General features: G+C 63.3%; 14 protein-coding genes and 1 tRNA gene. 6 read left to right on the top strand and 9 right to left on the bottom strand.

Features of this window, described 5'->3' with window-relative positions; genetic code table 11:
• The first annotated feature begins 112 nt into the window (after positions 1-112).
• From ACLI1C_RS09435 to ACLI1C_RS09415, 5 genes are all read left to right on the top strand, one after another.
• Positions 113-1,471: a substrate-binding protein gene (locus tag ACLI1C_RS09435; protein ID WP_411396603.1), complete on the top strand. Its 1,359-nt coding sequence runs from the start codon at positions 113-115 to the stop codon at positions 1,469-1,471.
• 178 nt (positions 1,472-1,649) lie between these two features.
• Positions 1,650-2,681, top strand: coding sequence for a branched-chain amino acid ABC transporter permease (locus ACLI1C_RS09430; RefSeq protein WP_411396602.1), 1,032 nt, complete (start codon positions 1,650-1,652; stop codon positions 2,679-2,681).
• A 1-nt stretch (position 2,682) separates the two neighbouring features.
• On the top strand, positions 2,683-3,831 hold the full coding sequence (locus ACLI1C_RS09425) for a branched-chain amino acid ABC transporter permease (RefSeq protein ID WP_411396601.1): 1,149 nt from the start codon (positions 2,683-2,685) through the stop codon (positions 3,829-3,831).
• A 12-nt stretch (positions 3,832-3,843) separates the two neighbouring features.
• Positions 3,844-4,608 (top strand): ABC transporter ATP-binding protein, encoded by a 765-nt coding sequence (locus tag ACLI1C_RS09420; RefSeq protein WP_411396600.1) that lies wholly within the window; start codon positions 3,844-3,846, stop codon positions 4,606-4,608.
• A gap of 14 nt (positions 4,609-4,622) precedes the next feature.
• The gene (locus ACLI1C_RS09415) at positions 4,623-5,381 is read left to right on the top strand and encodes an ABC transporter ATP-binding protein (RefSeq protein ID WP_411398285.1); all 759 of its coding nucleotides are present in this window, start codon (positions 4,623-4,625) and stop codon (positions 5,379-5,381) included.
• A gap of 99 nt (positions 5,382-5,480) precedes the next feature.
• Here ACLI1C_RS09415 and ACLI1C_RS09410 read toward each other — a convergent pair whose 3' ends face one another.
• From ACLI1C_RS09410 to ACLI1C_RS09385, 6 genes are all read right to left on the bottom strand, one after another.
• Complete coding sequence (locus tag ACLI1C_RS09410; RefSeq protein ID WP_411396599.1) at positions 5,481-6,242, bottom strand: LamB/YcsF family protein; 762 nt, start codon at positions 6,240-6,242, stop codon at positions 5,481-5,483.
• Positions 6,239-7,135: a biotin-dependent carboxyltransferase family protein gene (locus tag ACLI1C_RS09405; protein ID WP_411396598.1), complete on the bottom strand. Its 897-nt coding sequence runs from the start codon at positions 7,133-7,135 to the stop codon at positions 6,239-6,241. The genes ACLI1C_RS09410 and ACLI1C_RS09405 overlap by 4 nt, the downstream gene beginning before the upstream one ends.
• On the bottom strand, positions 7,132-7,800 hold the full coding sequence (locus tag ACLI1C_RS09400) for a 5-oxoprolinase subunit B family protein (protein ID WP_411396597.1): 669 nt from the start codon (positions 7,798-7,800) through the stop codon (positions 7,132-7,134). Before ACLI1C_RS09400 ends, ACLI1C_RS09405 begins: the two co-directional genes overlap by 4 nt.
• Positions 7,801-7,969: 169 nt before the next feature.
• The gene (locus ACLI1C_RS09395) at positions 7,970-8,146 is read right to left on the bottom strand and encodes a hypothetical protein (protein ID WP_332690342.1); all 177 of its coding nucleotides are present in this window, start codon (positions 8,144-8,146) and stop codon (positions 7,970-7,972) included.
• Positions 8,147-8,265: 119 nt separating this feature from the next.
• Positions 8,266-8,502, bottom strand: a complete 237-nt coding sequence (locus ACLI1C_RS09390; protein WP_332690345.1) for a hypothetical protein — start codon at positions 8,500-8,502, stop codon at positions 8,266-8,268.
• Positions 8,503-8,603: 101 nt separating this feature from the next.
• Complete coding sequence (locus tag ACLI1C_RS09385; RefSeq protein WP_411396596.1) at positions 8,604-10,187, bottom strand: sensor histidine kinase; 1,584 nt, start codon at positions 10,185-10,187, stop codon at positions 8,604-8,606.
• A gap of 212 nt (positions 10,188-10,399) precedes the next feature.
• Between ACLI1C_RS09385 and ACLI1C_RS09380 the strand changes: the two genes are divergently transcribed.
• Positions 10,400-11,041: a DUF4389 domain-containing protein gene (locus ACLI1C_RS09380; RefSeq protein WP_411396595.1), complete on the top strand. Its 642-nt coding sequence runs from the start codon at positions 10,400-10,402 to the stop codon at positions 11,039-11,041.
• Positions 11,042-11,067: 26 nt separating this feature from the next.
• On the opposite strand, the gene ACLI1C_RS09375 is transcribed toward ACLI1C_RS09380, so the two are convergent.
• The 3 genes from ACLI1C_RS09375 to ACLI1C_RS09365 all read right to left on the bottom strand — a co-directional run bounded on the left by ACLI1C_RS09375 (position 11,068) and on the right by ACLI1C_RS09365 (position 13,073).
• Positions 11,068-11,157 (bottom strand) — tRNA-Ser (locus tag ACLI1C_RS09375).
• 54 nt (positions 11,158-11,211) lie between these two features.
• Entirely contained in the window at positions 11,212-12,183 is a 972-nt protein-coding gene (locus ACLI1C_RS09370) for a quinone oxidoreductase family protein (protein ID WP_411396594.1), read from the bottom strand.
• Positions 12,180-13,073, bottom strand: coding sequence for a TerC family protein (locus ACLI1C_RS09365; RefSeq protein WP_411396593.1), 894 nt, complete (start codon positions 13,071-13,073; stop codon positions 12,180-12,182). The genes ACLI1C_RS09370 and ACLI1C_RS09365 overlap by 4 nt, the downstream gene beginning before the upstream one ends.
• Positions 13,074-13,154 lie beyond the last annotated feature (81 nt).

Below are 13,154 nucleotides of genomic sequence, written 5' to 3'. Positions count from 1 at the left end.
TCGTTGCAATTACAAAGACATATTGCCGTCGTTTTCTTGAAGGGGTCATACTCCTTGGTGCGGTGAGCTGCTGGCTATGTATCAGTCGCCCCGCGCCAAAAGGAGGAAATCAATGACACTTTTGAAGCGCGGCTTGTCTCGCCGCAGGGTGCTGCAGACCGGCATGGCCGGTATCATCGGCACGGGCATTGCCCCCATGGTGTTCACCAAAGGCGCCTGGGCGCAGGAATTCTGCAACAACCCCACCGGCGACACCGTCACAATCGGCCTGAACCTTCCGCTGACCGGCGCCTATGCCGAAGAAGGCGCTGACGAGCAGAAGGCTTATGAACTTGCTATCGCCCATCTCAATGGCGAAGGCGACGGCGGCCTGATCAGCGTGCTGACCCCGACCGCCCTGACCGGCAAGGGCATCCTGGGCAAGAAGGTCGCCTTCGTGACCTCCGACAGCCAGACCAAGTCCGACGTGGCCCGCGCAGGCGCCACCCGCATGATCGAACGCGACGGTGCCATCATGATCACCGGCGGCTCGTCCTCGGGTGAAGCGATTGCCGTGCAGGGTCTCTGCCAGGAACTGGGCGTCATCTTCATGGCGGGCCTGACCCACTCCAACGACACGACCGGCAAGGACAAGCGCCGCTACGGCTTCCGCCACTTCTTCAACGCCTACCAGTCCGGTATCGGCCTTGGCCCGATCCTCGGCCAGGAATATGGCACTGATCGCCGCGCCTATCACCTGACGGCTGACTATACCTGGGGTTGGACCCAGGAAGAGTCGATGAAGGCCGCGACGGAAGCACTCGGCTGGCAGACGGCGGAAGCCGTGCGCACGCCTCTCGGTGCTGCGGACTTCAGCCAGTATCTCACCCCCGTGCTCAATTCGGGCGCCGACGTGCTGATCCTGAACCACTATGGCAACGACATGGTGAACTCGCTGACGCAGGCGATCCAGTTCGGCATGCGTGACCGCGAGGCCAACGGCAAGACCTTCGAAATCGTGGTGCCGCTGTTCTCCGAACTGATGGCCAAGGGTGCCGGCGAGAACATCAAGGGCATCTTCGGTACCTCGAACTGGCACTGGAACCTGCAGGATCCCGGCTCGATCGCCTTCACCAAGTCGTTCGGCGCCGCCTATGGCTCCCCGCCGTCGCAGGCCGCACACACGGCCTATGTCCAGACGCTGCTCTATGCAGACGCCGTGGAACGCGCCGGCACCTTCTATCCGCCCGAAGTCATCAAGGCGCTGGAAGGCCACGAATTCGACGGCATGGGCAATGGCCGCACGCTCTATCGTGCGGAAGACCACCAGTGCATGAAGTCGATCCTGGTCGTGCGTGGCAACGAGAACCCGACGAGCGAATACGACGTGCTCAACGTCGTGCAGGAAGTCGATCGCGAAGCCACCACCTATGACCCGGCGATCTTCGGCGGTGATCTGGGCCCGGCAGAGCCGGTTCCGCTCTGCGCTTAAGCAGACCTCGCTCGCCCCGGCTTGCCGGGGCGGGCATTTCGGTAGCCGTCACAGACCCCCAGCCTCGTCCAGAGCCTGTTTGAGGACAAGGTTTGGCAAGGTGCATCCTGCCATCGCCGCAGCGGGCAGGTCTCACCTCAGGGTTCGTGAGACGACACCGCTCGTTTGGAGCACTCCCATGTTCGAAGTCATCTTCCTGCAATTCCTCAACGGCCTCGACAAGGGCGCGGCCTATGCGCTCATCGCGCTGGGCCTGACGCTGGTGTTCGGCACCCTGGGCGTCGTCAATTTCGCGCATGGCGCGCTGTTCATGCTGGGCGCCTTCTGCGCCGTGCTGTTCCGGCAGCTGCTGACGATGGAGACCGTCACCATCGATCCGACCCAGCTTTCGCCCTGGGGCCAGCCGCTCGAAGTGCGAGCACCGCTGGTGCAGGCTTGGTTCGGCGATTTCGGCGCCGTGCTGGTCAATTACTCTGTGCCGGCGTCGATCATCATCACCATTCCCATCATGCTGGTGGTGGGCATCGCGCTTGAGCGCGGCATCATCAAGCATTTCTACAAGCGTCCGCATGCCGAACAGATCCTTGTGACTTTCGGCCTAGCCATCGTGGCGCAGGAAGTCATCAAGTCCTTCTTCGGACCCAACCCCATTCCCCAGCCCATGCCCACCGACCTGCGTGGCGCGGCCGATATCGGGGCCTGGCTGGGCATGCAGGCCAATGTGATCACCTATCCGATCTGGCGCCTGGTCTACTTCCTGTTCGCCGGCGTGATCATCGGCGCGGTGTTTGCCTTCCTGCAGTTCACCACATTCGGCATGGTCGTCCGCGCCGGCATGGCCGATCGCGAAACGGTTGGGCTGCTGGGCATCAATATTGACCGGCGTTTCACCATCATGTTCGGCCTCGCCGCCGTCGTCGCCGGCGTTGCCGGGGTGATGTACACGCCGTTGCTGCCGCCGAACTATCATATCGGCATGGACTTCCTGGTGCTCAGCTTCGTGGTTGTCGTGGTGGGCGGCATGGGCTCGCTGCCCGGCGCCGTGGCCGCGGGCTTCCTGCTCGGCATCCTGCAATCCTTTGCGTCCATGACGCAGGTGAAAGCCCTCATCCCCGGCATCGACCAGATCATCATCTATCTCGTCGCCGTGGTTATCCTGCTGGTTCTTCCGCGTGGCCTGTTCGGTCGGCGCGGCGTGATGGAGGCCTGATATGCTGGCCATGTCCCGCAACGACATTCTGCTGTTCCTGGGCTTCACCATTGCGGTGCTGGCCATGCCGATCTGGCTGCAGCCCTTCGGGGCTGCCTATCCGGACCTGCTGCAGCGCTTCATGATCTTCGGCATCTTCGCCGTGGGCTTCAACATCCTGTTCGGCCTCACCGGCTATCTCAGCTTCGGCCACGCCGCCTTCTTCGGCGTCGGGTCCTATGCCGCCGTCTGGTCGTTCAAGCTGCTGAGCCTGGACGCCATCCCGGCCATGATCTTCGCCGTCTTGGTCTCGGGCGTCTTCGCCCTGGTCATCGGCTATCTCAGCCTGCGCCGCTCGGGCATCTACTTCTCCATCCTGACCCTGGCCTTCGCGCAGATGAGCTATAACCTGGCCTATTCCGTGCTGACGCCGATCACCAATGGCGAAACCGGCCTGCAGCTGACGCTCGCCGATCCGCGCCATGTCGATCGCATGTTCGGTGAGGCCATGCCCGGCCAGCCGGTGCCGACGCTTCTGGGCCAGTCGCTGGGTGGCTTTGCCGGCTTCTACTTCTGTGCCGGCTTCCTGATCATCGCCTTCTTCATCGCCCAGCGGATCACCAATTCGCCCTTCGGCATGATGCTCAAGGGCATCAAGTCCAACCAGACGCGCATGAACTATACCGGCTTCAACACCAAGCCCTATACGCTGGCCGCATTCGTCATCTCGGGCATGTATGCCGGTCTGGCCGGCGCATTGCTGGCCGTCACCGACCCGCTGGCCGGTGCCGAGCGCATGCAGTGGACGGCTTCGGGCGAAGTGGTGCTGATGACCATCCTGGGTGGCGCCGGCACGCTGGTCGGCCCGGTGATCGGCGCCTGGCTGATCAAGTATTTCGAGAACATCTTCTCGGCCATCAACGAAACCATCCTCGCCCGATTCTGGGACTTCCTGCCCGACGGGCTGGACCATGCCGCCGTCATCGTCAGCTCCAAGTTCGTCGGCGAGGGCTGGTTCCTGACGCTGGGCCTGGTCTTCGTGCTGATCGTGGTCTTCCTGCCCGGCGGGATCATGGAGGGGGTGCGCCGCATCGCGCATCTCTTCAACCGCCCGGACAAGTCGTCCCCGAGCCAGGGCAAGGCTGCCCCACAACCACAACCCGCCGAATAGGACGTCACCGCCATGAGCACACCCAATGTCGTCCTGCATGTTGCCGACGTCCACAAGCGCTTCGGAGGGCTCCACGCCCTTGCCGATATCGACCTGCAGGTGGAAGAAGGCCAGACCCATGCCATTATCGGCCCCAATGGGGCCGGCAAATCCACCCTGCTCAACGTCATCATCGGCAAGCTGGCACCGACCAGCGGCCAGGTGGTGTTCGACGGGGCGGTCCTGACGGGGCGCAAGCCCTATCAGATCAACCAGCTCGGCATTGCCCGCGTGTTCCAGACGCCGGAAATCTTCGCCGATCTCAGCGTGCTGCATAATGTGATGATCCCTGCCCTCGCCAAGCGCGACGGCGCCTTCAAGCTCAACATGCTGCGCTCGCTCGACAGCGAGGTCAGCATCCGCCAGGAGGCCGAGCATATGCTGGAAGATGTCGGCATGCTCAGCAGCCAGGACATGCATGCCGGCAGCCTCAGCCGTGGCGACAAGCGCCGCATGGAGCTGGCCATGTGCCTGATCCAGCATCCGCGCCTGCTGCTGCTCGACGAGCCGACGGCCGGCATGAGCCGGCACGACACCAATACCACCATTGAACTGCTCAAGAAGATCAAGAGCCGCGGCATGACCAAGGTCATCATCGAGCACGACATGCATGTGGTCTTCTCGCTGGCCGACAAGATCTCGGTGCTTGCGCAGGGCCGCATCATCGCCGATGGCACGCCCGACCAGGTGCGCGGCAATCCCAAGGTCCAGGAAGCCTACCTCGGAGGTACCCATTGATGAGTGCTATCGCCATGGAGACCCAGATAGTGGCCAACAGCAGCCAAGCCGCTTCAATCGAAACCACAAGGCCGTTCTTCTCGATCCGGGACATGCACGCCTATTATGGCGAGAGCTATATCGTGCAGGGCGTCTCGCTCGATGTCCGCCAGGGCGAGATCCTCGCCCTGCTGGGCCGGAACGGCGCCGGCAAGACGTCGACGCTGCGCACCATCGCACGCACCGACACGCCGCAGCTGCGGCAGGGCGAAATCTGGCTGGACGGCCAGCCGATCCACCAGATGAAGTCCTTCGAGGCAGCCCGTGCCGGCATCCAGCTGGTGCCGGAAGATCGCCGCATCATTGCCGGCCTGACCGTCGAGGAGAATATCACCCTCGCCAAGGTCGCGCCGGGCAATGGCTGGGATCTGGACCAGATCTACCAGAGCTTCCCGCGCCTAGCCGAACGCCGCAAGCAGGAGGGCGTGACGCTGTCGGGCGGCGAGCAGCAGATGCTGGCCATTGCCCGCGCGCTGGCACGCGACCTCAAGCTGTTGCTGCTGGACGAGCCCTATGAGGGCCTCGCGCCGGTGATCGTGCACGAGATCGAGCGGATCCTCCATTCGATCAAGCCAATGGGCATCACCACGATCATTGTCGAACAGAACGCCGTGGCCGCGCTCAAGCTGGCCGACCGCGCCGTCATCCTCGATACCGGTGAAGTCGCCTTCGCCGGTACCGCCAAGGAGGTTCTCGACAATACCGAGCTTCGCCACGAATACCTCGCCATCTGAGGATTTGCGGCGATCTGACATCCTTACCCTGGGTCTTTCGGCACAAGGCATTCCGCCGATCTCACCCTCTCCCCACCGGGAGGCCCAGGGTACGGATTTCTACTCTTCCGCCGGTTCCGGCGGCACAGCGGCGATAGAAATCCCCTCGCCTTCCAGCGCGTCGCGGACGTCTCGCGCCAGATCGACCGCGCCGGGCGTATCGCCATGCAGGCATATCGAGCGGGCGGCTGATTTCAGCACCGTTCCGTCAATGGCGACGATTTCGCCGGCCTTGGCCAGCCGCAGGCAGCGTTCGATCACCGCCTCGCTGTCGTGGATCACGGCCCCCTCCTGATTGCGCGGCACCAGCAGTCCATCAGCGGTATAGGCACGGTCGGCATAGGCCTCGCGGATCAGCGGCATGCCAACCGCCTTGGCCGCGCGCACCTGCTGGCTGTTGTCGAGCGCCAGCACCGCCATCTGCGCATTCATGGCCTGGATGGTGGCGAAGATACCCACGGCAAAGGCCAGCTCCTCGGCGGTCTGGTTGGCCAGCGCGCCGTGCAGCTTCACGTAGGAGAGCGGAACGCCCACTTCGTCGGCGATGAAGCGGACAAGGAAGAGCTGGCTCCTGATCTGGCCCAGCAGCTGGTCCAGCGGCATGACCACGCGGAAGCGGCCGAAGCGCTTGGGGTCGGCATAGCCGGGATGGGCGCCTGCGCGGACGCCGCGGGCCTTGCACAGCTTGAGGATCCGCCGGATCGTCGGCGCGTCGCCGGCATGGCCGCCACAGGCGATTGAGGCGCTCGAGACGATCTCCAGCAGATCGTCATCGGTGCCCATCCCCTCCCCCAGATCGGCATTGAGATCGATGGAGGTCATCGCTGGCGGCTCCGTAGCAGCTGGTGGGCATGGTGGAGGGTGATCGGGGTGAAGGCAACGGACGTTCCAGGCCGCAGCTGGGCAAAGCGGTCAAGATCGACCGTGACCACGGTCGCGATACGCGGATAGCCGCCTGTCGGCTGATGGTCGCGCATCAGCACGATCGGGGTTCCGTCACCCAGGATCTGGATGTCTCCCGGCACGATGGCGTCGGACACAAGGGAGAGCACCCTTGCATCCGCGAAGACTCCATCCACGTCATCCAGCCGCACGCCCATGCGATCGAGGCGCGGCGATATGGTGAACGTCCCGTCCAGAAAGCGCTGGCGCAGCTCTTGCGGGAAACTGTCGGCATGCAGCCCCCAGATCACGCGGATCGGCCCCTCCGCCTGCTCCGGCATGACGGGCACAGTGCCTGTGCCGCCGCCGGACAATTCGATGACATCGCCGACGCGCAAGGCGCGTCCCTCGATACCGCCCAGTCCGGCGCGGCTGCTGGTGGCGATACTGCCCATCATCGGCTTGGCCACGATGTCGGCATCGAAACGCAGATAGCCATAATTGCCCCAGCTGCCTGGCGTCACGGCCAGGGTATCGCCGGCTTCCAGCATCACGGTGCCGGGCCAATCCTGCACCATGCCGTTGCGCCGAACGACGAAATCGCCGCCGGCAAATCCTACCCGGCAGCTACCACTGGCCAGGCGGATATCGAGGCCTGCCGTGGTGAACTCGATGCCGCCGCTTCCACCGCCGGAAAGCTGACCGGCCAGAGCAAATGCTGCGCGATCCATCGGCCCCGAGGCGCTGATGCCGTGCAGCAGCATGCCGAAGCGGCCCTCGTCCTGGATGCTGCTCAGCGGCCCTGCCCGCATGACCGTCAGGATGGCGCTCATCGCACCGCCTCGAACTGGATCGTGTCGCCTGCCGTCAGCCGGGTGGGCCTTTGCTTGGTGGGCTCGAAATTGTTGAAATCGGTATGGCCGATGACATGCCAGCCCGTGGGCATTTCGGTTGCGGCAATTGCCGTCTGGCCGGCCGCGAACAGCACGCTGCCGGCAGGCACGGCGGGCCGGACGGCCATGCGCCTGGGCAGCACCAGGACCTGGGGATGCAGGCCGCAATAGACAAAGCCCGGCGCGAATCCGGTGGCGAGGACACGCAACGGGGACGCATTGTGAGCCGCGATGAAGGCCCCACCGGTCATGCCCAGGGCGGAAGCGGTCTCCTCCAGATCGGGACCATCGAACACGACGGGGATGGTCCAGCCATGCGGCTTCCGCTTGTCGGATGCCAGGCCAGACAGCCGCAGCCGCACTTCACCCAGGATCGTCTCTGGCGTCGCCGCGCATGGATCGTAGCGCAGCAGCACAGAGACCAGGTTGGGCATGACCTCGAGAACGCCCGGCACCGGCGCCCGCGCCAGTGCAGAAGCGAAGGCAATGGCGGCGCGGTTGGCGTCGTCCGTCAGAGTGGTGCCAAAGCGCACCAGAAAGGAACTGTCGCCGAGCGGGATCAGCGTCGGCATCGGGAAAGTTTCGGAGGCGGACGAGCCTGCCACGACGCAGCCTCCTCGGCTGGAACATGCAGCAAGTCCTGTCGGACCCGCCCGGATCAGTCAACCCGGTCCATAAGCGTGGGGCTCTGCCCCGCTCGGAAGACCGTTCGTTGGCGCCAATGTCGCCTGGGCGCATTGGCCGGATTTGACCTGCCGGGTCGGTAGCGTCCGGTCAGTTCGGGTCTTTGCCGTCCTGTTCGACCACAGCGTCGAAAAGCTCTCTGGCTTGCCCGGCCCCGATCGCCTCGATGGCGACCGCGGCAATGGCAGCAAAAAGCTCTGCGATTTCCTGGGGATCGGTGATTTCGGCGTCGTCGTCTTCGGCGTCGGCGTTAATCAGAGTGAACACAATAACGCGCCTCCAAGTTAGCCAATGGAGTGATTGTGCGGCGATTCCCGTTACGGAATAAATAATGGAAATTGGCAGAAGCCTGCGCACAGGCCGATTGTCAGAAGGGGCAGCAGCCCTTACTCTTGCCCCGCCTCAAGATTGTCGAGATAGGATTCGATCTCGTCCAGCGTTGCCGAGAATGGCTGGGGCACATTTCCGTAAATCACCTTGAAGCTCTCGTCCTCGCGCAGCGCGTGGCCGCCCTTGCCGCCCTGCACCTTGATCTTCTCGGCGGTGAGGATGGTCAGGCCATGCCGGGCGGCAATACGCTTCATCCGGCGCATGCGCGATGCATCAAATTCCTTCCGGCTCACTTGTCTTCCTTTACTTCGATACGAGAGCGACTGGCGAAACTCCGCCAGTTACCTGCTTGGGCTGGCGAACCTACTCGAAGGCGCCGGCCGATGCAAAACCCTCAATTGACCGGGGCCTGAGCCGCAGGATCGACGCTCGCGTGACCGGCGGTGGCCAGGGCTATGTTGGCCTCGAAGATGGTTCCGCCTTCCGTTCGCAGCTCGTAGCGCCCGGCCATCTGGCCGACAACACCCTTGATCAGCCTTATGCCCATTCCAGAACTGGGAATGGTCTCGCCCAGTCCCACGCCGTTGTCGGCAACTGTCAGGTCGGCCCGGCCCTTGCCGGCCGCCTTCAGCTTGATGCGGATTTCGCCCTCCTGGCCGTCGGGAAAGGCATATTTGAGCGCGTTGGTGATGAGTTCGCTGAGCAGCAGCGCCAGCGGGGTGGCGTGATCGCGGTCCACCATCACATGGTCCAGCTCATAGGTGGCCGTGACCGACGATCCATAGGCAGCGATCACCTCATCCACGATCACCGGGACGAAGTCCTCGGCATCGATGTCGACATAGCGGTCGAACTGATAGATGTGCTCGTGCATGGCGGCCATGGCGGCGAGCCGACTCTGCAGATCGAGCTTGGCCGAGGCCGGCATGTCCTGCATCCGCACCAGGGACTGCACGGACTGCAGATTGTTCTTCACCCGATGGTGGATCTCTCTGAACAGCAGGATATTGGCCTCCACCGCCTCCTCGAGCTCGCGTCCCCGCTTTGCATCGCGGAACAGCAGGCGGATGATCCAGACCGAGCCGAAGACCAGACCCAGTATGATCGGCGACACGATAATGAAGACCGCGGTGACGGCGCCGTTGAATTCCTGCCAGGTGCTGTCCGAGGAAATCGAGGCCAACGCCACGATCTCGGTATTTTCAACGCGTCGATAGCTGACCACCCGGGCCACGCCGTCGAGCGGCGATGAAGGCGACGCATAGGTGCCGTTCGGCGAGGCCGGCAGGTATTCGGTGAATAGCGGATGCTCGCTCAGGTCTACCGGCCCCGTGGCAGGCGGATAGCGCGCGATCAGCTTGCCGTCGGAGCGGATCAGGCTGATGGACGACTGCTCGTCAAAATCCAGCGTCGACCACAACAGGTCGATCACCGTCGAGGGGAAAGACACCATGATGGCGCCGGCAAACTCCCCATTGCGTTCCACGCGCTTGCTGAAGGCAAAGATATTGGCGCCGTTGATGCGGCTGATGATGGCGGACGACATATAGAACGGTGCGCCGTCCCGAACCCTCGCGAAGTAATCGCGATCGGCGATCGATACGGATTCTGCACCCGGCACTGTCGAGAATATGGTCTGCGCATTGGCGTCGACGACATAGACATCTACCTGTGCGGGCAGGCCGTTGAGCGCCACCTGCAGGGAATCGATCTGGTCGAGCATGGTCGGGCCGAGCGCGGCATCGACACGGCGCAGGGTCTGGTTGGCGACTTCATTGATCCAGGCGGCATTGGTGGCCACCACCTGCGCCGCTGCGGCGGAGCGTTCCTCCAGCGTTGTCGCCGTCTGGCGCACGCCCTGGACCAGGAAATAGCCGAAAATCCCGGCAAAAGCCGCCAGGAAAAGGATCAGCAGGGTCAGCGCTACCGGAATGGCGGAAATTCGTCTCGCGCGGCCGGTTTGAGATTGATCCAGCACTGCCTCCTCTTTTGCGAGTTCTTATAAAGCGTGCCGCATCAAAGGGCTAGGCTGGGCGGTGTGCGACGGGAGGAAGTCGGATCACGTTTTTGTCCATGCAATAGCCAGACGCAGCGCTACTCGCCGGAATTGATCTGGATCAGTTGGGCGCCTGGGCGGACGTGGTAACTTTCTTTGTGTTGTCCAGTCACTCGACTGGTGTGAGGTGCAACATGACCGATCCCGTAAATTATGCCGGCCGGCTCGAGATAGACTATCCGGCGCAGCTCGACCGACTGACGACCTTCTTTCGACCATTATGGGCCATTCCGATCGTCATCATCCTCGCCCTGGTTTCCGGGCCGGGTGGGGGTCAGCATATCGACCATGCCGGGCGCGTTGTCGGGTCAACCGGCGGCGGCATCTCGGCCGGTCTCTTCATGGCGACGGTCCTGATGATCGTGTTCCGGCAGCGCTATCCGCGCTGGTGGTTCGACTTCTCCCGCGAGCTGGGTCGCTTCGGCATGCGGGTGACCGCCTACCTCTTCCTTTTGACCGATAAGTATCCCTCGACCGTCGAAGAGCAATCCGTCCATCTGGAGGTGGATTATCCCGACGTTGAACGAGACCTCAATCGCTGGCTGCCGCTGGTGAAGTGGCTGCTAGCCATCCCGCACTATATTGTCCTGGCGGTGCTGACCCTGCTCGCTATCCTCGCGACGATCGTGGCGTGGTTCGCCATCCTGTTCACGGGACGCTATCCGCGGCCGCTGTTCGATTTCGTCGTCGGGGTTGGGCGTTGGGCCGTTCGGGTCTGGGCCTATGCGTTCCTGCTGGTAACGGACATCTATCCGCCGTTCATTTTGCGGTCATAGTGGTGACCAAAACGTGGCAGGAAGGCTGGCGGGTAGAGAGGGATTCGAACCCCCGGAACGCTTTCACGTTCGCCGGTTTTCAAGACCGGAGCAATCAACCGCTCTGCCATCTACCCGTGACGTGAGCGTTTAGCGATAGAGCGCCGGGCTGTCCAGCCCGGCGCACGGCCTTATGGCAGCAGGATCACCGAGCCGGTGGTCTCGCGATTCTCCAGCGCCCGGTGTGCCTCGGCGGCGTCGGCCAGCGCGAATGTTCGCCCGATCTCCACCTTGATCGCACCACTCGCGACCGCCTCGAACAGGCTCGCCGCCCCCTCCACCAGCTCGGCACGCGTCCCCATGTAATGCGCGCCAGTCGGCCGCGTCACATAGAGCGAGCCCTTGCGGGCAAGGAGCGTCACGTCGGGGATGCTGACCACGCCCGAAGCATTGCCGAAACTGGCCAAAAGGCCGCGTGGCCGCAGGCAATCGAGTGACTTCTCGAAGGTGGCCTTGCCGACGCCGTCATAGACGACATCCACGCCCCTGCCCCCGGTCAGTTCACGTACGCGGGCCGCGAAATCCTCGGTTCGGTAGTTGATCACATGGTCGCAACCATGCGCCTTGGCCAGCGCCACCTTGTCGTCACTGCCGGCCGTGCCGATCACCGTGGCGCCAAGCGCCTTGGCCCATTGCGTGGCGATGAGACCCGTACCGCCAGCGGCGGCGTGCCACAGAATCGTCTCGCCCCGCGCCACGGGCCAGGTCTTGAACAGCAGGTAATAGGCCGTCAGCCCCTTGAGCATTATGGCTGCGGCCGTCTGGTCAGAAATGCCGGCCGGAATGTGGACCATCCGGTCCGCCGGCGCCAGGCGCTCGGCCGCATAGGCACCCACCTGGCCCTGATAGGCAACGCGGTCGCCCACGGCGAACCCGGTCACACCCTCGCCGAGAGCCGTGATGACACCCGCGCCCTCATTGCCGGCAACGAAGGGCAATTGCACGGGGTAGAGGCCGCTGCGCTGGTAGGTGTCGATGAAGTTGAGGCCGATTGCGGTCTGGCGCAGCGCGACCTGGCCGGGACCAGGGCTGGCCAATGGCCAGTCCTCGAGGTTCATGACTTCCGGCCCGCCGAGCTGGCGGACGATGACCGCGCGGGTCATTTCGGCGTCTTGGGCTTGCGGGGCGCCGATTTCGGCCGAGCCTGTGCGCGCGCGGTCGGCGTGGTGCGGGGACCAGGCCTCTTGCCCGTGACGGCTGCAACGCCGGCTGCGGCAGAGACAGAGCCGGTATCGCCGGTGAACGGGGTAAACTCAGCCCTGGTTGCTCCACCCTTGCTGGCTAGCTTGCGCTGCTTGGCGATGATGTTGATCGACTCCACCAGGACCGAGAAGCCCATCGCGGCGTAGATATAGCCCTTTGGAATGTGGAACCCGAGGCCGTCCGCCACCAGCGTCACGCCGATCAGCAGCAGGAAGGCCAGGGCCAGCATCTTGGTGGTCGGATGGTCGGCAACGAACTTGGCGACAGGGCCCGAAGCCACGAACATCACCGCAACGGCGACGATGACAGCGGCGATCATGACTTCCACATGCTCGGCCATGCCGACGGCCGTCACGATGGAGTCGATGGAGAAGACCATGTCGATGACGATGATCTGCGCGATGATGGCCGCAAAGGTCGCGGTAGCCTTGGAGGCCATGTCGGACTCATGTGGCTCCTCGATGGCGGCATGCATCTCGTGGGTGGCCTTGTAGACGAGGAACACGCCACCCGCGATCAGGATGATATCCTTCCAGGACAGGTCGAGGCCGAAAGCGGAAATCGCCGGCTGTGTCAGGCTGATGATCCAGCTGATGACCAGCAGCAGCAGAATGCGGAAGATCAGCGCCAGCGCCAGGCCAATCTTGCGCGCCTGATCCGCCTGCTCCTTGGGGAGACGCGACACCAGAACCGAAATGAAGACGATGTTGTCGATACCGAGCACGATTTCCATCACCGTGAGGGTACCAAAGGCGATCCATACATTGGGATCGGCCAATAGCTCTAGCATTGTCGGCTCCATTTCGAGTCTTGTTGGTCTGCCTATCTAAGCGGAGCTTTGCGCAGGCGAAAGGCCATGTGTGAGAGTTTT

Origin of the sequence: Devosia sp. XGJD_8 (genome assembly GCF_046614475.1) — a bacterium.
Lineage (GTDB): Bacteria > Pseudomonadota > Alphaproteobacteria > Rhizobiales > Devosiaceae > Devosia.
Note: the sequence above shows the minus strand (reverse complement) of the source record. Positions and strands in the feature narration are given on the sequence as shown.

Excerpts from the sequence above, each read along its gene's own strand:
- ACLI1C_RS09435 (WP_411396603.1), top strand. The coding sequence starts at position 113 with ATGACACTTTTGAAGCGCGGCTTGTCTCGCCGCAGGGTGCTGCAGACC.
- ACLI1C_RS09430 (WP_411396602.1), top strand. The coding sequence starts at position 1,650 with ATGTTCGAAGTCATCTTCCTGCAATTCCTCAACGGCCTCGACAAGGGC.
- ACLI1C_RS09425 (WP_411396601.1), top strand. The coding sequence starts at position 2,683 with ATGCTGGCCATGTCCCGCAACGACATTCTGCTGTTCCTGGGCTTCACC.
- ACLI1C_RS09420 (WP_411396600.1), top strand. The coding sequence starts at position 3,844 with ATGAGCACACCCAATGTCGTCCTGCATGTTGCCGACGTCCACAAGCGC.
- ACLI1C_RS09415 (WP_411398285.1), top strand. The coding sequence starts at position 4,623 with ATGGAGACCCAGATAGTGGCCAACAGCAGCCAAGCCGCTTCAATCGAA.
- ACLI1C_RS09410 (WP_411396599.1), bottom strand. The coding sequence starts at position 6,242 with ATGACCTCCATCGATCTCAATGCCGATCTGGGGGAGGGGATGGGCACC.
- ACLI1C_RS09405 (WP_411396598.1), bottom strand. The coding sequence starts at position 7,135 with ATGAGCGCCATCCTGACGGTCATGCGGGCAGGGCCGCTGAGCAGCATC.
- ACLI1C_RS09380 (WP_411396595.1), top strand. The coding sequence starts at position 10,400 with ATGACCGATCCCGTAAATTATGCCGGCCGGCTCGAGATAGACTATCCG.
- ACLI1C_RS09370 (WP_411396594.1), bottom strand. The coding sequence starts at position 12,183 with ATGACCCGCGCGGTCATCGTCCGCCAGCTCGGCGGGCCGGAAGTCATG.
- ACLI1C_RS09365 (WP_411396593.1), bottom strand. The coding sequence starts at position 13,073 with ATGCTAGAGCTATTGGCCGATCCCAATGTATGGATCGCCTTTGGTACC.